Annotated in this window: 14 protein-coding genes; 7 read left to right on the top strand and 7 right to left on the bottom strand. The window is 71.2% G+C overall.

Features of this window, described 5'->3' with window-relative positions; genetic code table 11:
• Positions 1-113: 113 nt before the first annotated feature.
• Positions 114-902: a ferritin-like domain-containing protein gene (locus tag ACH4UK_RS24970; RefSeq protein ID WP_398359699.1), complete on the top strand. Its 789-nt coding sequence runs from the start codon at positions 114-116 to the stop codon at positions 900-902.
• 30 nt (positions 903-932) lie between these two features.
• On the opposite strand, the gene corA is transcribed toward ACH4UK_RS24970, so the two are convergent.
• Positions 933-1,925: a magnesium/cobalt transporter CorA gene (corA, locus tag ACH4UK_RS24965; protein WP_398359697.1), complete on the bottom strand. Its 993-nt coding sequence runs from the start codon at positions 1,923-1,925 to the stop codon at positions 933-935.
• 54 nt (positions 1,926-1,979) lie between these two features.
• Here corA and ACH4UK_RS24960 point away from each other — a divergent pair, with 54 nt between their 5' ends.
• From ACH4UK_RS24960 to ACH4UK_RS24940, 5 genes are all read left to right on the top strand, one after another.
• Positions 1,980-2,702 carry an MSMEG_4193 family putative phosphomutase gene (locus ACH4UK_RS24960; RefSeq protein WP_398359695.1) on the top strand — a complete coding sequence of 241 codons (723 nt, stop codon included), beginning with the start codon at positions 1,980-1,982 and terminating at the stop codon, positions 2,700-2,702.
• 72 nt (positions 2,703-2,774) lie between these two features.
• Entirely contained in the window at positions 2,775-3,365 is a 591-nt protein-coding gene (locus ACH4UK_RS24955) for a DUF3090 domain-containing protein (protein ID WP_398359694.1), read from the top strand.
• Positions 3,329-4,177 carry an SCO1664 family protein gene (locus ACH4UK_RS24950; RefSeq protein ID WP_398359692.1) on the top strand — a complete coding sequence of 283 codons (849 nt, stop codon included), beginning with the start codon at positions 3,329-3,331 and terminating at the stop codon, positions 4,175-4,177. The genes ACH4UK_RS24955 and ACH4UK_RS24950 overlap by 37 nt, the downstream gene beginning before the upstream one ends.
• Before the next feature lie 119 nt (positions 4,178-4,296).
• Positions 4,297-5,526 (top strand): cysteine--1-D-myo-inosityl 2-amino-2-deoxy-alpha-D-glucopyranoside ligase, encoded by a 1,230-nt coding sequence (mshC, locus tag ACH4UK_RS24945; RefSeq protein ID WP_398359690.1) that lies wholly within the window; start codon positions 4,297-4,299, stop codon positions 5,524-5,526.
• A gap of 124 nt (positions 5,527-5,650) precedes the next feature.
• Complete coding sequence (locus ACH4UK_RS24940; RefSeq protein WP_398359688.1) at positions 5,651-8,698, top strand: NPCBM/NEW2 domain-containing protein; 3,048 nt, start codon at positions 5,651-5,653, stop codon at positions 8,696-8,698.
• A gap of 76 nt (positions 8,699-8,774) precedes the next feature.
• Here ACH4UK_RS24940 and ACH4UK_RS24935 read toward each other — a convergent pair whose 3' ends face one another.
• The 6 genes from ACH4UK_RS24935 to ACH4UK_RS24910 all read right to left on the bottom strand — a co-directional run bounded on the left by ACH4UK_RS24935 (position 8,775) and on the right by ACH4UK_RS24910 (position 16,212).
• Positions 8,775-9,818: a PAC2 family protein gene (locus tag ACH4UK_RS24935; protein WP_398359686.1), complete on the bottom strand. Its 1,044-nt coding sequence runs from the start codon at positions 9,816-9,818 to the stop codon at positions 8,775-8,777.
• Positions 9,819-9,918: 100 nt separating this feature from the next.
• Positions 9,919-10,977: an LLM class flavin-dependent oxidoreductase gene (locus ACH4UK_RS24930; protein ID WP_398359684.1), complete on the bottom strand. Its 1,059-nt coding sequence runs from the start codon at positions 10,975-10,977 to the stop codon at positions 9,919-9,921.
• Between the two features lie 141 nt (positions 10,978-11,118).
• Positions 11,119-12,729, bottom strand: a complete 1,611-nt coding sequence (locus tag ACH4UK_RS24925) for an FAD-dependent oxidoreductase (RefSeq protein WP_398359682.1) — start codon at positions 12,727-12,729, stop codon at positions 11,119-11,121.
• Between the two features lie 13 nt (positions 12,730-12,742).
• Positions 12,743-14,287 (bottom strand): glycerol kinase GlpK, encoded by a 1,545-nt coding sequence (glpK, locus tag ACH4UK_RS24920; protein ID WP_398359680.1) that lies wholly within the window; start codon positions 14,285-14,287, stop codon positions 12,743-12,745.
• Between the two features lie 45 nt (positions 14,288-14,332).
• Positions 14,333-15,124, bottom strand: coding sequence for an MIP/aquaporin family protein (locus tag ACH4UK_RS24915; protein WP_398359678.1), 792 nt, complete (start codon positions 15,122-15,124; stop codon positions 14,333-14,335).
• A gap of 323 nt (positions 15,125-15,447) precedes the next feature.
• Positions 15,448-16,212 carry an IclR family transcriptional regulator gene (locus ACH4UK_RS24910; protein WP_398359677.1) on the bottom strand — a complete coding sequence of 255 codons (765 nt, stop codon included), beginning with the start codon at positions 16,210-16,212 and terminating at the stop codon, positions 15,448-15,450.
• Positions 16,213-16,453: 241 nt separating this feature from the next.
• Here ACH4UK_RS24910 and metH point away from each other — a divergent pair, with 241 nt between their 5' ends.
• The gene (metH, locus tag ACH4UK_RS24905; protein WP_398359675.1) at positions 16,454-19,966 is read left to right on the top strand and encodes a methionine synthase; all 3,513 of its coding nucleotides are present in this window, start codon (positions 16,454-16,456) and stop codon (positions 19,964-19,966) included.
• Positions 19,967-19,981 lie beyond the last annotated feature (15 nt).

Raw genomic sequence — 19,981 nt, 5'->3', positions numbered from 1 at the left:
GCTGTCCGTGACCGCTCCGGTTGCCGACTGCCGCGCGGCACATTTGACTCTCCCTGCGGACTACTGCTCGGCGGACCTCGGCTCCGCGGGCAACGGGTACGGAGGTGGCCCTCATGCTCTCAGCGCAGACCCTGTTCCAGGAGATCCTGGACAACGACGAGTCGTACCGGCTCTTCTGCTCCATCGCCGCGAGCGGCGAGGCGCAGGGCGGCTGGGAGAACGCCCGCATCGCCGCCCTCGTCCCGGAGGGCCGCCGCGACCTGGCCCCCAAGATCGTCCGGCACGGGGCCGACGAGGACAAGCACGGCCGGATCTTCAACGCCCTCCTGAAGAAGCGCGGGCTGCCGCCCGTCGAGGTCCCGCCGGAGACCGACTACACGATGCTCCTGGAGCAGCAGGGGATCGGCCTCGCGCACTCCCGGCTGCGGGGCGAGGAGCGCCTCACCGAGCGCGACATCATCACCTACCTGGCCCACAGCCGGGTCACCGAGCAGCGCGCCTCGGAGCAGATGCGCCTGCTGCGCCGGTACTTCGCCGACCACCCCGACCTGGGCCGCGCGGTGAAGATGATCTCCAACGACGAGGACAACCACCTCGCCTACTGCCACGAGGAACTCCTCGGCCTCGCCCGCGCCGGACACGGCCGGACCATCCAGCGGATCATGCGCGAGTGCGCCCTGGCCGAGATCCGGGTCTACCGCGACGTCAGCCTCGCCGTGATGGCCGCCATGGGACGCGTGCTCGGCTGGTCGCGCCCCAAGGCCGCCGTGCTCGCCGCCGGCATCCACGCGATGTACGCGTACGAGCGCCTCGTCGGCTGGCGGCGCATGGTGAGCCTGGAGATGCCGCAGCGGCGCGACGCGCTCGGCAGCCCCGCCGTACCGGAACACGAGTACGCCTGAGGGTTCCCGCGACGCGCGGCCGCCGGGCCGTCAGAGCCAGCCGCGCCGCTTGAACAGCCGGTGGAGGCCGAACACGGCGCAGCCCATCAGCGCGACCACCGCCGGGTAGGTCCACACCCAGTGCAGCTCCGGCATGTGGTCGAAGTTCATGCCGTAGACGCCCGCCACCATCGTCGGGACGGCGGCCATGGCCGCCCAGGCCGAGATCTTGCGCATGTCGTCGTTCTGCCGCACGCCCATCTGCGCCAGATGCGCCGACAGGATGTCCGAGAGCAGCCGGTCCAGCCCCTCCACCTGCTCGTTGGCGCGCGTCAGGTGGTCGGCCACGTCCCGGAAGAACGGTTGCGCGTGCTCATGGACGAACGGCACGCCCGCCCCCGCGAGCCGGGCCATCGGCGCGGTCAGCGGACCGGCCGCCCGGCGGAACTCCAGCACCTGCCGCTTGAAGGTGTAGATCCGGGCGGCGGTGTTCTTCGAGTCGCCGCCGCTCGGGGCGAAGACCTGCGTCTCCAGCTCCTCCAGGTCGACCTGGAGCTCGCCTGCCACGTCCATGTAGTGGTCCACGACCGCGTCGCTGACCGCGTACAGCACCGCCGTGGGGCCGTGCTTCAACACCTCGGGCTCGGCCTCCAGCCGGCGGCGCACGGCCGCCAGCGGGGCGCCCTCGCCGTGCCGGACCGTCACCACGAAGGAGTCCCCTATGAAGACCATCAGCTCGTCGGCGCTGACCGTGTCGCTCTCGGGCTCGTAGACGACCGGCTTGAGCACCGCGAACAGCGAGTCGTCGTACACCTCCAGCTTGGGGCGCTGGTGCGCCCGCAGCGCGTCCTCCACGGCCAGCGGGTGCAGCCCGAACTCGTCCCGTACGAGGTCGAACTCCGCCTCCGTCGGCTCGTGCAGCCCGATCCACAGGAACGCGTCCTGCGAGGCGCGCGCCTCGTCCAGGGCATCGGAGAAGTCGTCGGGCCGTTCGGTGCGGCGCCCGTCCCGGTAGATGGCACAGTCCACGATCACGGCGGGCATTCTTCCCCGTGACCGCCCCGCGCGCACCTTCGCCTCCCCTCTAGGCTGGCGGACATGCCCACGCTGATCCTCGTACGCCACGGACGCTCCACCGCCAACACCGCCGGAGTGCTCGCGGGCCGCACCCCCGGCGTCCTCCTCGACGAACGGGGCGCGGCGCAGGCCGCGGCCCTGCCCGCACGGCTCGCCGCCCTGGCCCCGGCCCTTGCCGTCAGCAGTCCGCTGGAGCGCTGCCGCCAGACGCTCCAGCCGCTCCTCGACGCCCGCCCCGGCCTGCCTCTGCACACCGAGGACCGCATCAGCGAGTGCGACTACGGCCACTGGTCGGGACGGAAGCTGGCCGAACTCGCCGACGAGCCCCTGATGTCCGTCGTCCAGCAGCATCCCTCCGCCGCCGCCTTTCCCGGCGGCGAGTCCATGCGCGCGATGCAGGCCCGCGCCGTCGACGCCGTACGCGACTGGAACGACCGCGTCGAGAAGGAGCACGGCGAGGACGCCACGTACGTCATGTGCTCGCACGGCGACATCATCAAGTCCCTCGTCGCCGACGCGCTCGGCATGCACCTGGACCTCTTCCAGCGCGTCCACGTCGACCCCTGCTCGGTCACCGCGATCCGCTACACGCGCCTGCGCCCCTTCCTCCTGAGGCTCGGCGACACCGGCGATCTCGCCCCCCTGGCCCCCCGCGAACACTCCGTCGGGGCGGACGCCGCCGCGTCCCCCGCGGGCGACGGCACGGCGGACGCGACGGTCGGGGGCGGCGCGGGCGCGCCGTGATCGCTCCGGGCAGTAGGGTGGACGCGCCGTAGCGCCCCCCCCAACCACCTTCGAATCTCAAGGGAGCAGGACGTGTCCCGTCAGGTGTTCCTCTACGACCCACCGGACCGATTCGTGGCCGGTACGGTCGGGTTGCCTGGCCGCCGTACGTTTTTCCTGCAGGCGTCCTCCCAGGGCCGGGTCACCAGCGTGGCCCTGGAGAAGACCCAGGTCGCCGCTCTCGCCGAGCGGATCGACGAACTGCTCGACGAGGTCGTGCGCCGCACCGGGGGCAACTCCCCGGTGCCCGCGGTGGCCCCCACCGACGTCTCCGACACCGCGCCGCTCGACGTTCCGGTCGAGGAGGAGTTCCGGGTCGGCACCATGGCCCTGGCCTGGGACGGCGAGGAACAGCGCATGATCGTCGAGGCGCAGGCCCTCGTCGAACTCGACGCCGACTCCGAGGACGACCTCGCGGAGGCCGAGGAGAAGCTCCTCCAGGACGAGGAGAACGGCCCGCCGATGCTCCGCGTCCGGCTCAGCGGGGCCCAGGCCCGCGCCTTCGCCAAGCGGGCCCTGGAAGTCGTCAACGCGGGCCGCCCGCCGTGCCCGCTGTGCAGCCTGCCGCTCGATCCGGAAGGACACGTATGCCCGCGCCAGAACGGATACCGTCGCGGAGCCTGACGGACACCGAGCTGCTGACCCTGCTCACCGAGGGCGCGATCACTGTCCTCGGGCAGGTCGGCGGGGCGTCCAACGCGGTGCTGCACTGCACGGTGGCGTACGAGGGCGAGGAGCGCACCTGCGCGTACAAGCCGGTCGCGGGGGAGCAGCCGCTCTGGGACTTCCCCGACGGCACGCTCGCCCAGCGGGAGGTCGCCGCGTACGAGATCTCCCGGGCGACCGGCTGGGACCTCGTGCCGCCCACCGTGCTGCGGGAGGGGCCCTACGGGCAGGGCATGTGCCAGCTCTGGATCGACGCCCCCGAGCCCTCCGGCGACGGCGGCGGCGAACCGCCGTTGCTGGCGCTCGTCGAGGACGAGGAGCCCGGGGAGGGCTGGAAGGCGGTGGGCCTCGCGGACGTGGGGGAGGGGAGGACCGCGCTGCTGGTCCACGCGGACGACGCCCGGCTGCGGCGGCTCGCGGTGCTGGACGCGGTGATCAACAACGGCGACCGCAAGGGCGGGCACCTGCTCCCCGCCCCCGGCGGACGGCTCTTCGGCATCGACCACGGCGTCACCTTCAATGCGGACGACAAACTGCGCACCCTGCTGTGGGGCTGGGCGGGCGAGCCGCTGACCGAGGAGGCCCTTCAGGTGCTGGGCCGGCTCGCCGCGGAGCTGGCGCCCGGGACCGTCCTGACCACCCGGATGGCCGAGCTCATCACACCGGCGGAGCTGGAGGCCCTGCGCGAACGGGTCGACGCGCTGGTCAAGGGCGCCGTCCACCCGCAGCCGAGCGGCCAGTGGCCGCCGATCCCCTGGCCGCCGGTGTAGCGCGGCCGACGGCGGAGCCGGGCGCTAGCGCCTGACGGAGCTCGGCGCAAGAAGGCCTCTTCGGACAGGATTACGGATCCGGTTCGTATCCGGAAGCATCGTCCGGTTACGCTCATGACATGCATGCCTGGCCCGCTTCTGAGGTCCCCGCCCTGCCTGGCAAGGGCCGCGACCTTCGGATCCACGACACCGCGACCGGCGGACGGATCACCCTTGACCCCGGTCCCGTCGCCCGCATCTATGTCTGCGGCATCACGCCGTACGACGCGACCCACATGGGTCATGCGGCGACTTACAACGCGTTCGATCTCGTTCAGCGCGTGTGGCTCGACACCAAGCGGCAGGTCCACTATGTCCAGAACGTGACCGACGTGGACGATCCGCTGCTGGAGCGGGCCGTGCGCGACGGTCAGGACTGGACCGAGCTCGCGGAGCGCGAGACGGCCCTCTTCCGCGAGGACATGACCGCCCTGCGGATGCTGCCCCCGCAGCACTACATCGGAGCGGTCGAGGCGATACCGGGCATCGTGCCCCTCGTCGAACGCCTCCGGGACGCGGGCGCCGCCTACGATCTGGACGGCGACGTCTACTTCTCCGTCGACACCGACCCGCACTTCGGCGAGGTCTCCGGCCTCGACGCCGAGGCGATGCGCCTGCTCTCCGCCGAACGCGGCGGCGACCCGGAGCGCCCCGGCAAGAAGAACCCCCTCGACCCGATGCTCTGGATGGCCGCCCGCCCCGGCGAGCCGAGCTGGGACGGCGCCTCGCTCGGCGCCGGCCGCCCCGGCTGGCACATCGAGTGCGTCGCCATCGCGCTCGACCACCTCGGCATGGGCTTCGACATCCAGGGCGGCGGCTCCGACCTCGCCTTCCCGCACCACGAGATGGGCGCCTCGCACGCCCAGGCCCTCACCGGCGAGCACCCGTTCGCCCAGGCCTACGTCCACGCCGGAATGGTCGGCCTGGACGGCGAGAAGATGTCCAAGTCCCGCGGCAACCTGGTCTTCGTCTCGGCCGTGCGCCGCGACGGCGTGGACCCGGCGGCCATCCGGCTCGCCCTGCTCTCCCGCCACTACCGCTCCGACTGGGAGTGGACCGACCAGGTGCTGACCGACGCCGTGGAGCGCCTCGCGCGCTGGCGGGCCGCCGTCTCGCGCCCGGACGGACCGTCCGCCGACGCGCTGGTCGAGGAGGTCCGCGAGGCCCTCGCGGACGATCTGGACAGCCCCGCGGCGCTCGCCGCGGTGGACCGCTGGGCCGTGCTCCAGGGCGCGGAGGGCGGCACCGACGAGGGCGCGCCCGGCCTCGTCTCGCGTACGGTCGACGCCCTGCTGGGAGTCGCGCTGTAGGACGGAGCGCGGCTCCCGCCGCTCGATCCGGCCATCCGGACCGGCCTCGGACTTCTCTACGAAGTTCGGGGCCGGTTCCTTTTTGTCCATGGTCATGTGCTCGAAGTTGCGCTAAAAGCTCACTATGCAATCATCAACGCGCATGAGAGCGGCAGCCGTTGCTGCACTGCTCGGACTGTTCGCGCTCCTCGCGGGGCCCGGCGGGGCCCACGCCGACGAGGCCCCGCCGGAAGCCACCACCGTCGGGGACGTGACCGGATTCCGGGCGGACGGGGCGGTGTACCGGCTGAGCGCCGGGCCGGCCGAGGCCCGCGTCAGCTTCGTCTCCGAGGAGACCTTCCGCATCGAACTGGCCCCCGACGGCACGTTCGCCGACCCCACCGGCGACGACATCGTCCTGCCGCAGAGCAAGCCGCCCCGCACCCGCTGGAAGGACCGCGGCGACCGCTACGAGCTGTCGACGGCCGAGGTCACTCTGCGCGCCTACAAGAAGCCGCTGCGCTTCGCGCTGCACCGGGCCGACGGCAGCCGGATCTGGTCCGAGGAGAAGGGCCTGAGCTGGACCGGCGACCGGACGGTCCAGACGCTCGCCCGGGGCGCCGGTGAGCAGTTCTACGGGGCCGGAATGCAGAACGGCCGGGGCAACACCTCCCACCGCGACCAGACCGTCGAGGTCGCCGTCGACTACAACTGGGACGACGGCGGACACCCCAACTCCGTCCCGTTCTACCTCTCGTCGGCCGGCTACGGCGTCTTCCGCAACACCTACGCCCCCAACACCTACGCGTTCACCGACCCGGTGACGACCAGCGCGAAGGAACAGCGCTTCGACGCCTACTACTTCGCCGGCGACGGGGCCAAGGACGTCATCGGCCAGTACACCGACCTCACCGGCAAGCCGTTCCTGCCGCCCGTCTACGGCATGGAGATCGGCGACGCCGACTGCTATCTCCACAACGCCAACCGCGGCGAGCGCCACACCCTGGACTCGCTGGAGGTCGCCGACGGCTACGTCGAGAACGACATGCCGAACGGCTGGATGCTCGTCAACGACGGCTACGGCTGCGGCTACGAGGACCTGGAGGAGACCGCCCAGGGCCTGAAGGACCGCAAGATGGAGCTCGGGCTGTGGACCGAGGACGGCATCGAGAACCTCGCCGCCCAGGTGAAGGCCGGACAGCGGGTCGCCAAGCTGGACGTCGCCTGGGTCGGCGAGGGCTACAAGTTCGCCCTCGACGGCTGCAAGGACGCCTACCAGGGCATCGAGGACAACAGCGACGCCCGCGGCTTCACCTGGGCCCCCGAGAGCTGGGCGGGCGCACAGCGCTGCGGAGTGCAGTGGTCCGGCGACCAGTCCGGCACCTGGGAGTACATCCGCTGGCAGATCCCCACCTACGCGGGCGCCACGATGTCCGGACTCGCCTACACCACCGGTGACGTCGACGGCATCTTCGGCGGCAGCGCCAAGACGTACGCCCGCGACCTCCAGTGGAAGATGTTCCTCGGCACCACGATGACCATGGACGGCTGGGCCGCCATGGACAAGCAGCCGTTCCGGTACGGGGAGCCGTACACCTCGATCAACCGCGACTACCTCAAGCTCAAGGAGTCGCTGCTGCCCTACCAGTACAGCTACGCCCACGAGGCGACCAAGACCGGTGTCGGCATGGTCCGCCCGCTGGTCCTCGAATACCCGGACGACCCGAAGGCCTCGACGGAGACCGCGAAGTACGAGTTCCTCTCCGGCGAGCACTTCCTCGTGGCGCCCGTCTACCAGGACACCACCGAACGCAAGGACATCTACCTCCCCAAGGGCACCTGGATCGACTACTGGAGCGGCCGCACCTACGAGGGCCCCACCACCATCGACGCCTACAGCGCCCCGCTCGACACCCTGCCGCTCTTCGTGAAGGCCGGCGCGGCCGTCCCGATGTGGCCGGGGATCCGCTCCTACCTCGACCGCACCGCCGACTCCCCGCTGGCCTGGGACGTCTACCCGCAGGGGAACACCTCCTTCACCCTGTACGAGGACGACGGCGTCACCCGCCGGCACCGCGACGGCCAGTACGCCACCCAGCGCGCCGACGTCCGGGCCCCCAAGCACGGCGGGGGCGACGTCGCCGTCACCATCAACGAGAGCCGGGGCAGCTTCACCGGCAAGCAGAGCGAGCGCCCCTACGAGTTCACGGTCCACACCGGCTCCGAGCCCCGCTCGGTGAAGCTGGACCGGACGCTGCCCGAACTGACCTCGCAGTCCGCCTACGACCGGGCCCGGCAGGGCTGGTGGTACGACCGCGACGACCGGGGCGGTGTGGTGCACGTGAAGACCGCGCCCCTGAGCACCGCGAAGAAGTTCACCGTGAAGCTCCTCGGCACCAGCGCGGTCGGCGGCAAGAAGGCCTCGCAGGCTGCCGCGCTCACCGCTCCCACCGGCCAGGAGGCCGGAGCCGGGACGCCCGGCACGGTCCTGGTCGACGTGACCGCGGGCAGCTCCGCCCTGACCGACACCTCGGTCTCCCTCCAGGTCCCCGAGGGCTGGCGGGCCGCCACGGCGAAGGTCCCGGACCGGATTCCGGCGGGCGCCACCCGCCGGGTCGAGGTGGCGGTCACCCCGGCGAAGGACGCCGAGGTGCGCGAGACCACGCTGACGGCGCTGGCCCGCTACCGGGCCGGCGGCGACGCCCGCACCGGCGAGCAGCGGCTCGCCGTCTCCGTACTGCCGCCGGCGCCGGAGGGGGAGGCCTGGGCGAGCGATCTCGTCTGGCTCTCCGAGACCAACGGCTACGGTCCGCCCGAACGCGACCGCTCCAACGGGGAGTCGGGCGCGAGCGACGGGAAGACACTCACGCTCGCGGGAACGACGTACGAGAAGGGGATCGGCACGCACGCCGACTCCGACATCGCCGTCCATCTCGGCGGCCGCTGCACCGCGTTCACGGCCGACGCCGGGATCGACGACGAGATCGACGGCTACGGAGAGGTCGCGTTCTCCGTGGAGGGCGACGGCAAGGTGCTGTGGACCTCGCCGAAGCTGACCGGAGCCTCGGCGACCCTGCCGGTGGACGTGCCGCTCGACGGCGTACGGCAGGTGCGTCTGAAGGTCACCGACACCAACGGCTCCAAGACCGGCGACCACGGCGACTGGGCGGCGGCGAAGTTCCACTGCGCCTGAGCCGTACCCGGTGAACGGACCGGGGCGCCGCACGGGACCGATCCCGTGCGGCGCCCCGTCTCACCGGTCGCGGGGGTCAGTCCTCGTCGGGGGCGTCCCCGGACTCGCCGTCGGCACCGCCGTCCTCGTTCCCGTCCTTCTTCCTGCCCTCGGCGGGCGGGGTCGGCCCGGTCTCCGGACGCGGCGGCTTCGGCGGGCGGGTGCGGCCGCTGGGGGGATCGCGCAGATACGACACGTCCCCGGTCTCCGTCGCATGGCCGCCGGGCCCCTGCCCGGGGCCGCCGTCCCGCCGCCGCAGATACCGCTCGAACTCCCGGGCGATGGCCTCGCCGGACGCCTCGGGCAGCTCCGCGGTGTCCCGCGCCTCCTCCAGCGTCTGCACGTACTCCGCGACCTCACTGTCCTCCGAGGCCAGCTGGTCCACGCCGAGCTGCCAGGCCCGCGCGTCCTCGGGCAGTTCGCCCAGCGGGATGCGCAGCCCGATGAGGTCCTCCAGGCGGTTCAGCAGGGCGAGCGTCGCCTTGGGGTTCGGGGGCTGCGAGACATAGTGCGGGACCGCCGCCCACAGGCTGACCGCGGGCACCCCGGCATGCGTGCACGCCTCCTGCAGGACCCCGACGATGCCCGTGGGGCCCTCGTACCGGGTCTCCTCCAGGTCCATCGTCCGCGCCAGGTCCGCGTCGGAGGTGACCCCGCTCACCGGTACCGGCCGGGTGTGCGGGGTGTCACCGAGCAACGCGCCCAGGATGACGACCATTTCGACGCCCAGCTCATGGGCGAACCCGAGGATCTCGTTGCAGAACGACCGCCAGCGCATCGACGGTTCGATGCCGCGCACCAGGACCAGGTCCCGGGGCTTCTCCCCGCCGACGCGCACCACGGACAGGCGCGTCGTCGGCCAGGTGATCTTCCGCGTTCCGCCGTCCAGCCACACCGTGGGCCGGTTGACCTGGAAGTCGTAGTAGTCCTCGGCGTCCAGCGCCGCGAACACCTCGCCCTTCCACTCCCGGTCCAGATGACCGACCGCTGTGGAGGCGGCGTCCCCGGCGTCGTTCCAGCCCTCGAACGCGGCCACCATGACCGGGTCGATCAGCTCGGGCACCGACTCGAGCTCGATCACCCGGGCCTCCTTCCGATGTCTCCATACGTACGGAGCAACCTTACGGCTTCCCGGGCCCCTTGCCGCAGCCCTCTCGCACGGCCGGGTGAACCCTGTTCGATCACTCCCAGAGCGAGGACGGGGCCTCCCGCCGCACGACCGGGGCGATCTCCTCCGCGAACCGCTGGAGCGTCTCCGACTGCTCCGCCCGGCCGAGCCCGAAACCGTCCACGGTGACCGACTGGAGGTCGTGGCGGTAGACCGTGTGCCAGCCGAGGATCTTGTCGATGATCTGCTGCGGACTGCCGATCAGCTGCGGGCCGTCCTCGATCGCGTCCTCGATGGTGCGGAACGGGGTGTTGTAGCCGGCCCTGCCCGCGAGATGCGGCTTGAAGGTCTGCCGCACCCGCGCCTCGTACAGCTCCTTGTACTGCGTGACGGCCGCCTGCGAGCTGCTCGCGATGAGCAGCCCGCCCGATCCCGCCGCCACCTTCGCGTCCGCCGGATCGTGCCCGTACGCCTCGAACCGCTCCCGGTAGTGGGCGATGAGCCTGGCGTACGCCTCACGCGGCTGGATGGCGTTCGCCGTGAACAGCGGGTCGCCGTGGAGCGCGGCCAGCTCGGGGGAGTTGAGGCTGGTCGCCGAGCCGTGCCAGATGCGCGGGAGCCCGTCGTAGGGGCGTGGCACCGTCGTCACGTTCTTCAGCGGCGGGCGGAACTCGCCCTCCCAGTCGACGCCCTCCTCGCTCCACAGCCGGCGCAGCAGCTCGTACTTCTCCTTCTGGAGGTCCCACTGCCGCTCCTCGTCGAGCCCGAACAGGTCGAAGTGGCCCGCCTCCGCGCCCTTTCCGACGACCAGTTCGATACGGCCCCGGGATATCTGGTCGAGCGTCGCGAAGTCCTCCGCCACCCGGACCGGGTCGAGGATCGCGACGACGGTCACCCCGGTGAGCAGCCGGATGGTGCTCGTGCGGGCCGCCACGGCGCCCAGCACCACGCTCGGAGCGGAGGAGAGGAAGGCTCCGGCGTGCCGTTCGCCGACGGAGTAGGCGTCGAAGCCGAGCCGCTCCGCCACCGAGGCCGTGTCGATCACCTCTTCGAACCGGTCGGCGGCGGAGGGAAGGCCACCGGTCAGCGGGTGCGGGTCGTGACCGATCAGGGAGAGCACGGAGAATCTCATGAACTCCACTGTCCCCGCGGCACATTGCGCGGGTATGGCGGGAGTGTGGCACCTGCCCGGTGCGGGCGGGCACGGCGACGGGGGCGGCTCCCGTGCGGAAGCCGCCCCCGTCGCCGTGCCCCCGACCGGCGGGGGGACGGGTCAGTCCCGGTCGGCCAGCAGCTTCTCGACGCCGTCGCGGACGTCGTCCGTCGCCAGGCCGCGGATCGTCAGCGTGGTCCGGCGGCGCAGCACGTCGTCCGCCGTCTCGGCCCACTCGTGGTCGCGGGCGTAGGCGACCTGGGCCCAGATCTCCGGGGCGTCCGGGTGGACGCGCTTCGCCAGTTCGGGGTTCTCGTTCGCCAGGCGCGCGATGTCGAAGGCGAGCGAGCCGTAGTGCGTGGCCAGGTGCCGTGCGGTGTCCGGCGCCATCCGCGGGCCGGGGGCGGGGCCGTCGATGAGCAGCCGGTGTGCGACGGCGTTCGGGTTGGCGATGCCGGGCAGCGGCAGCTTCCTCGGCAGCCGGTTCATCGGCTCCATGTCCTCGGCCAGCGGGTGCCCCGGGAGGGCGGCCAGCTTGTTCATCACCGTGCGGCCGATGTGGCGGAAGGTCGTCCACTTGCCGCCGGCGATCGACAGCATTCCGCCGCGGCCCTCCGTGACGACCGTCTCGCGCTTGGCCTTGGCGGTGTCGCCGGGCCCGCCGGGCAGCACCCGCAGACCCGCGAAGGAGTACGTGATCAGATCGCGCGACAGCTGCTGGTCCTTGATCGAGAACGCCGCCTCGTCCAGGATCTGCGTGGTGTCCGCCTCGGTCACCGCGACATCGGCCGGATCGCCCTCGTACTCCTCGTCCGTCGTGCCGAGGAGCAGCATGTCCTCCCACGGCAGGGCGAACGTGATGCGGTACTTGTCGATCGGGGTGGCCAGCGCCGCCCGCCACGGCCGGGTCCGCTTGAGGACCAGGTGCGCGCCCTTGGACAGCCGGATGGAGGGGGCCGCGTTCGGGTCCTCCATCTTCCGCAGGTGGTCGACCCACGGTCCGGTCGCGTTCAGCACCAGGCGGGCGGTGACGCCGAACTCGGTGCCGTCCGTGCTGTCCTTCAGCTCGGCGCCCGTGACCCGGCCCCGGGTGAAGCGCAGCCCGGTGACGGCCGCGTGGTTGAGCACGACCGCGCCCGCCTCGGTGGCCGCGCGGACCGTCATCAGCGCCATGCGGGCGTCGTTCATCTGGCCGTCGCCGTAGACCGCGACGGCCTTCAGGTTGTCGGTGCGCAGTTCGGGGACGTCGCGCTGGGCCTTGGCCGGGGAGATGACGTGGCCGACGCCGTCGCCGAACGCGGACAGCGCGGAGTAGGCGAAGACGCCCGCGCCGAGCTTGGCCGCGCCGTGCGGGCCGCCCTTGTAGACCGGCAGGTAGAAGGTGAGCGGGTTGGCCAGGTGCGGGGCCACCTCGCGGGAGACCGCGCGGCGCTCGAAGTGGTTCTCCGCGACCAGCTTGACCGCACCGGTCTGGAGGTAGCGCAGACCACCGTGGAGAAGCTTGGAGGAGGCGGAGGAGGTGGCGCCGGCGAAGTCGCCGGCGTCCACCAGAGCCACCCGCAGCCCGGACTGCGCGGCATGCCAGGCGGTGGAGATGCCCAGGATGCCGCCGCCGATGACCAGGAGGTCGTACGTGGCCCGGGACAGCTGGTCCCGGGTCTCGGCGCGACTCGGCAGCGAGCCGGAGGCCGGGTGCGTTCCGAGGGCGGGAACGCTCTGCAGGGTGGTCATGGAATGCTCCTCGTCAGCTTTCTTCGTCCTCGATCCAGCTCATGGTCCGTTCGACGGCCTTGAGCCAGCTCTTGTACTCGCGGGCACGGGTGTCCGCGTCCATGCGGGGGGTCCACTCGGCGGCCCGGCGCCAGTTGGCGCGCAGTGCGTCGGTGTCCGGCCAGAAGCCGACGGCGAGACCGGCGGCGTAGGCGGCGCCGAGGCAGGTGGTCTCGGCGACCATGGGGCGCACCACCGGCGCGTCCAGGAAGTCGGCGAGCGTCTGCATCAGCAGGTTGTTGGACGTCATGCCGCCGTCGACCTTGAGCGCGGCCAGCTCGACGCCGGAGTCCTTCGTCATGGCGTCGCTGATCTCGCGGGTCTGCCAGGCGGTGGCCTCCAGGACGGCACGGGCGATGTGCGCCTTGGTGACGTAGCGGGTGAGACCGGCGATCACCCCGCGGGCGTCGGGACGCCAGTAGGGGGCGAAGAGACCGGAGAAGGCGGGCACGAAGTACGCGCCGCCGTTGTCCTCGACCGAGGAGGCCAGCGTCTCGATCTCGGCGGCCGACTTGATCAGGCCCATCTGGTCGCGCATCCACTGCACCAGCGAACCGGTGACCGCGATGGAGCCCTCCAGCGCGTACACCGGGGGCTTGTCGCCGATCTGGTAGCCGACGGTGGTGAGCAGCCCGTTGTACGAGTTCACCGGGGTGGAGCCGGTGTTCATCAGCATGAAGGTGCCGGTGCCGTACGTGGACTTGGCCTCGCCCTCGGCGAAACAGGTCTGGCCGAACAGGGCCGCCTGCTGGTCGCCGAGTGCGGAGGCGACCGGTACGCCGTCGAGGACGCCGCCCTTGGCGTGGCCGTACACCTCGGCGGAGGAGCGGATCTCGGGGAGCACCGCGGCCGGGATGCCGATGGAGGAGAGGATCTTCTCGTCCCAGGCCATGGTGTGCAGGTTCATCAGAAGGGTGCGCGAGGCGTTGGTGACGTCGGTGACGTGCACCCCGCCCTCGGGACCGCCGGTCAGGTTCCAGATGACCCAGGAGTCCATGGTGCCGAAGAGGATGTCGCCGGCCTCGGCGCGCTCGCGCAGCCCCTCGACGTTGTCGAGCAGCCAGCGGACCTTGGGCCCGGCGAAGTACGAGGCGAGCGGCAGCCCGGTCTCGCGGCGGAACCGGTCCTGGCCCACGTTGCGGCCGAGCTCCTTGCAGAGCGCGTCGGTGCGGGTGTCCTGCCAGACGAGGGCGTTGTGCACCGGCTCACCGGTGTTCTTGTCCCACATCAGCGTGGTCTCGCGCTGGTTGGTGATGCCGATCGCCTTGACGTCGGCGGAGGTGATGCCGGCCTTGACGATGGCCCCGGCGACGACCTCCTGGACGTTCTCCCAGATCTCGGTCGCGTCGTGCTCGACCCAGCCCGGCTTCGGGAAGATCTGCTCGTGCTCCTTCTGGTCGACGGAGACGATCCGGCCGTCCTTGTCGAAGACGATGCAGCGGCTGGAGGTGGTGCCCTGGTCGATGGCCGCGATGAACGGCCCGGTGCCATGGGTCCCGGTGGTGTGTGCGTCGGTCACGGTGTGCTCCCGGAAGTCTGTGAAGTGGTGAGGATGCGGCTCGGGCTACGCGAAGGCGAGGTTGTAGAGCCCGCCGGCGAGGGCGCCGCCGATGAGCGGACCCACGATGGGTACCCACGCGTAGCCCCAGTCCGAACCACCCTTGTTCGGCAGCGGCAGCCGGGAGTGCACGATGCGCGGACCGAGGTCGCGGACCGGGTTGATCGCGTAGCCGGTCGGGCCGCCGAGCGAGAGCCCGATGCCGACGACGGCCAGGGCGGTGATCAGCGCGCCGAGCGTGCCGAGACCGGTCCCCTCGTTGTTGAGGCCCTGGGTCAGGATCGCGAGGACCAGTACGAGGGTCGCGATGACCTCGGTGATGACGTTCTGCACGCCGTTGCGGATCTCCGGACCGGTGGAGAAGATCCCGAGCACCGGGCCCGCCTTCGGGGCGGCGGTCTGGTCGACCATGCCCTCGTCGGCGGACTTGGTCCCGACGATCTCCGGGTCGGTCAGATGGGCGTGGAACTGCCCGTAGTAGACCGCGTAGACCAGGACGGCGCCGATCATCGCGCCGAGCAGCTGGGAGGCGAAGTAGACGGGCACATCGCCCCACGCGGTGCCGCCCTCGATGGCGAGGCCGAGCGTGACCGCGGGGTTGAGGTGGGCGCCCGATACGCCGCCGGCGAGATACGCGCCGGTCAGCACGGCGAAACCCCACCCGAAGGTGATGGCCAGCCAGCCCGCGTCCCGGGCCTTCGAGCGCTTCAGCGTGACGGCGGCACAGACACCGCCGCCGAGCAGGATGAGTACGGCGGTACCTATGGTCTCGCCGATGAAAATGTCGGAGCTGGACACCCGCGACTCCTTTGTCCTTCGTCCAGGGGGAACGGATCACCGGGTCCCTCCGGTGTTCCACGCCCCAGGTGGGTATCCACGAAGCGTGGACAGTCCACCTGTGAGGGCTTGACCGGCCCTTGGCACTGTCACACCCTAACGCGTATTGCCGTTAGGTGTTCGACAATGCCGACCGTTGAACGGCAGTGTTTCCCCCGAGTGAAGGAAGCGTCAAGGGTTCTGTGGCGCACGACTCGGTGCGCGACGCGATCGTTACCGCGAACGCCCGGAGGTGTCGGGGCGGGGGCGTGCCGGGGTGGGCGCCGGAGGGGGGTGCGCCGCCCTCAGAAGCGGCCGGCGCCCAGGTCCCGGGAGACCGCGCGGGCGCAGTCCCGTACGGCCGCGATCAGCTCGGGGCGCAGTGTCCCGCCCGGGGCCACCCGCTCCACCGCGCCGGTCACGGCCACCGCCCCGACCGGCATCCTGCGCCGGTCGTGGACCGGGGCGGCCACGGCGGCCACGCCCTCCCAGGTCTCCTCGGCGTCGGCGGCCCAGCCCTGGGCCCGGATCAGGTCGAGCATCGACTCGAACGCGTCGGCGGCGGTGACGGTGCGCCCGGTGAAGGAGCGGCGCTCCGCCTCCATCACCTCGCTGTGGGCCACCGGGTCGTACGCGGACAGCACCTTGCCCAGCGCCGTGGAGTGCAGCGGCTGCATGGCCCCGACCTCCAGCACCTGGCGGCTGTCGTCGGGCCGGAAGACGTGGTGGACGATCAGCACGCCGTGCTGGTGCAGCACCCCGAGGTGGACGCTCTCGCCACTGGAGCGGGCCAGGTCGTCCGTCCAGACCAGGGCGCGCGCCCGCAGCTCGTGGACGTCCAGATAGCTGTTGCCCAGCCGCAGCAGCTCCGCGCCCAGCTGGTAGCGCCCCGACGCCGCGTCCTGCTCGACGAAGCCCTCCAGCTGGAGGGTGCGCAGGATGCCGTGCGCGGTGCCCTTGGCCAGCCCCAGCGAGGAGGCGATGTCGGAGAGCCCGAGCCGGCGCTCGCCGCCCGCCAGCAGACGCAGCATCGCGGCCGCCCGCTCCAGCGACTGGATGTTCTTGGCCATCGCGCCGTACTCCTCCACCTCGGTTCGACAATGCTGAACACTATCGGTCGATGCCGACCTGCGCCGGACTCCGGGGGAAAGTCTCCGCCACCGTGCCGTGCGCGCCGCACCCCGCACAGCATGCAGTCCGTCCCATGGACGTCATGACGGCCCCGGACGCCGTCCGGCTACGCTGGCGATGTGCGCCTTCCTCCAAGAAGGACGCAAAGCCGACAGCCGTCGCATCCCTGGGAGATCATCCATGGCCTCGTTGCCGACATCCGCCGCCGACAGCCGGACCCGCGCAGACGCGCTCCGAGAGGCACTCGCCACCCGCGTGGTGGTGGCCGACGGGGCGATGGGCACCATGCTCCAGGCGCAGGACCCCACGCTGGAGGACTTCGAGAACCTCGAAGGCTGCAACGAGATCCTGAACGTCACACGGCCCGACATCGTGCGCTCGGTCCACGAGGAGTATTTCGCGGTCGGCGTCGACTGCGTCGAGACCAACACCTTCGGCACGAACTACGCGGCGCTCGCCGAGTACGACATCCCCGAGCGGGTGTACGAACTGGCCGAGGCCGGCACCCGCATCGCCCGCGAGGTCGCCGACGAGTTCACGCACTCGACCGGACAGCAGCGCTGGGTCCTCGGTTCGATGGGTCCCGGCACGAAACTTCCCACCCTCGGCCACGCCCCCTACGTCACGCTGCGCGACGCCTACCAGCAGAACGCCGAAGGCATGATCGCGGGCGGCGCCGACGCGCTCCTGGTGGAGACCACCCAGGACCTGCTCCAGACCAAGGCCTCGATCATCGGCGCCCGGCGCGCCATGGAGGCCACCGGCACGAACCTCCCGCTGATCTGCTCGGTGACGGTGGAGACGACCGGCACGATGCTCCTCGGCTCGGAGATCGGCGCGGCCCTCACCGCCCTGGAGCCGCTCGGCATCGACATGATCGGCCTGAACTGCGCGACCGGCCCCGCCGAGATGAGCGAGCACCTGCGCTACCTCGCCCGGCACTCCCGCATCCCGCTCTCCTGCATGCCCAACGCCGGTCTGCCCGTCCTCGGCAAGAACGGTGCGCACTACCCGCTGGGCCCGGCCGAGCTCGCGGACGCCCAGGAGACCTTCGTCCAGGAGTACGGCCTCTCGCTGGTCGGCGGCTGCTGCGGCACGACGCCCGAGCACCTGCGCCAGGTCGTCGAGCGGGTCCGCGGCCTCACCCCCACGGCCCGTGAACCGCGCCCCGAGCCCGGCGCCGCCTCGCTCTACCAGACCGTCCCCTTCCGCCAGGACACCTCGTACCTCGCGATCGGCGAGCGGACCAACGCCAACGGCTCCAAGAAGTTCCGCGAGGCCATGCTGGACGCCCGCTGGGACGACTGCGTGGAGATGGCGCGCGACCAGATCCGCGAGGGCGCGCACATGCTCGACCTCTGCGTCGACTACGTCGGCCGGGACGGCGTCGCCGACATGGCGGAGCTGGCCGGCCGCTTCGCGACCGCCTCCACCCTCCCGATCGTGCTGGACTCCACCGAGCTGCCCGTCCTGCGCGCCGGCCTGGAGAAGCTCGGCGGCCGCGCGGTGCTGAACTCGGTGAACTACGAGGACGGCGACGGCCCGGAGTCGAGGTTCGCGCAGGTCAGCGCACTGGCCTCGGAGCACGGCGCGGCCCTGATCGCGCTGACGATCGACGAGGAGGGGCAGGCCCGCACGATCGAGCACAAGGTCGCCATCGCCGAGCGGCTGATCGAGGACCTCACCACCAACTGGGGCATCCACGAGTCCGACATCCTCATCGACACCCTGACCTTCACCATCTGCACCGGTCAGGAGGAGTCCCGGGGCGACGGCGTAGCCACCATCGGGGCGATCCGCGAACTCAAGAAGCGCCACCCCGACGTCCAGACCACCCTGGGCCTCTCCAACATCTCCTTCGGCCTGAACCCGGCCGCCCGGGTCGTGCTGAACTCCGTCTTCCTCGACGAGTGCGTCAAGGCGGGCCTCGACTCCGCGATCGTGCACGCCTCCAAGATCCTGCCGATCGCCCGGCTGGAGGAGGAGCAGGTCAAGGTCGCCCACGACCTGATCTACGACCGTCGCGCCGAGGGCTACGACCCCCTCCAGAAGCTCATGGAGCTGTTCGAGGGCGTCAACATGAAGTCGATGAAGGCGGGCAAGGCCGAGGAACTCCTCGCCCTCCCGCTCGACGAGCGCCTCCAGCGCCGCATCATCGACGGCGAGAAGAACGGCCTGGAGGCCGACCTCGACGAGGCGCTCCAGAGCGCCCCCGCCCTCGACATCGTCAACAACACGCTGCTGGAAGGCATGAAGGTGGTCGGCGAGCTGTTCGGCTCCGGCCAGATGCAGTTGCCGTTCGTCCTCCAGTCGGCCGAGGTGATGAAGACCGCGGTGGCCCACCTGGAACCGCACATGGAGAAGACCGACGCCGACGGCAAGGGCACCATCGTGCTCGCCACCGTCCGCGGCGACGTCCACGACATCGGCAAGAACCTCGTCGACATCATCCTGTCCAACAACGGCTACAACGTCGTCAACCTCGGCATCAAGCAGCCCGTCTCCGCGATCCTGGAAGCCGCCGAGGAGCACCGCGCCGACGTGATCGGCATGTCCGGCCTCCTCGTGAAGTCGACGGTGATCATGAAGGAGAACCTCCAGGAGCTCAACCAGCGCAACATGGCCGCCGACTACCCCGTCATCCTCGGCGGCGCGGCCCTGACCCGGGCCTATGTCGAGCAGGACCTCCACGAGATCTACGAGGGCGAGGTCCGCTACGCCCGCGACGCGTTCGAGGGCCTGCGCCTCATGGACGCCCTGATCGCGGTCAAGCGCGGCGTCCCCGGCGCCACCCTCCCCGAACTCAAGCAGCGCCGGGTGCCCAAGCGGGACACCCCCGTGATCGAGGTCGAGGAGCCGGAGGAGGGCGTCCGCTCGGACGTCTCCACCACCAACCCGGTGCCCGAACCGCCGTTCTGGGGCACCCGGGTCGTCAAGGGCATCCAGCTCAAGGAGTACGCCTCCTGGCTGGACGAGGGCGCGCTCTTCAAGGGCCAGTGGGGCCTCAAGCAGGCCCGCGACGGCGACGGACCCACCTACGAGGAGCTGGTGGAGACCGAGGGCCGCCCGCATCTGCGCGGCTGGCTCGACAAGCTCCACACCGAGAACATGCTGGAGGCGGCCGTCGTCTACGGCTACTTCCCCTGCGTTTCCAAGGGCGACGACCTGATCCTGCTCCACGAGGACGGCTCCGAGCGCACCCGCTTCACCTTCCCGCGCCAGCGCCGGGGCCGCCGGCTCTGCCTCGCGGACTTCTTCCGCCCCGAGGAGTCCGGCCTGCGGGACGTCATCGGCCTCCAGATCGTCACGGTCGGCTCCAGGATCGGCGAGGCCACCGCCGAACTGTTCGCCGCCAACTCCTACCGCGACTACCTGGAGCTGCACGGCCTGTCCGTCCAGCTCGCCGAAGCCCTCGCCGAGTACTGGCACGCCCGGGTCCGCAGCGAGCTCGGCTTCGCCGGGGAGGACCCGGCGGACGTCGAGGACATGTTCGCGCTGAAGTACCGGGGCGCGCGGTTCTCACTCGGTTACGGAGCGTGCCCGAACCTGGAGGACCGGGCCAAGATCGCCGACCTCCTCCAGCCGGAGCGGATCGGGGTCCACCTCTCCGAGGAGTTCCAGCTGCACCCCGAGCAGTCCACCGACGCCATCGTCATCCACCACCCCGAGGCGAAGTACTTCAACGCCCGGTAGGACGGACTTCGCCCC

The sequence above is a fragment of the Streptomyces sp. NPDC020884 genome, from assembly GCF_044333935.1.
Taxonomy (GTDB): domain Bacteria; phylum Actinomycetota; class Actinomycetes; order Streptomycetales; family Streptomycetaceae; genus Streptomyces.
Note: the sequence above shows the minus strand (reverse complement) of the source record. Positions and strands in the feature narration are given on the sequence as shown.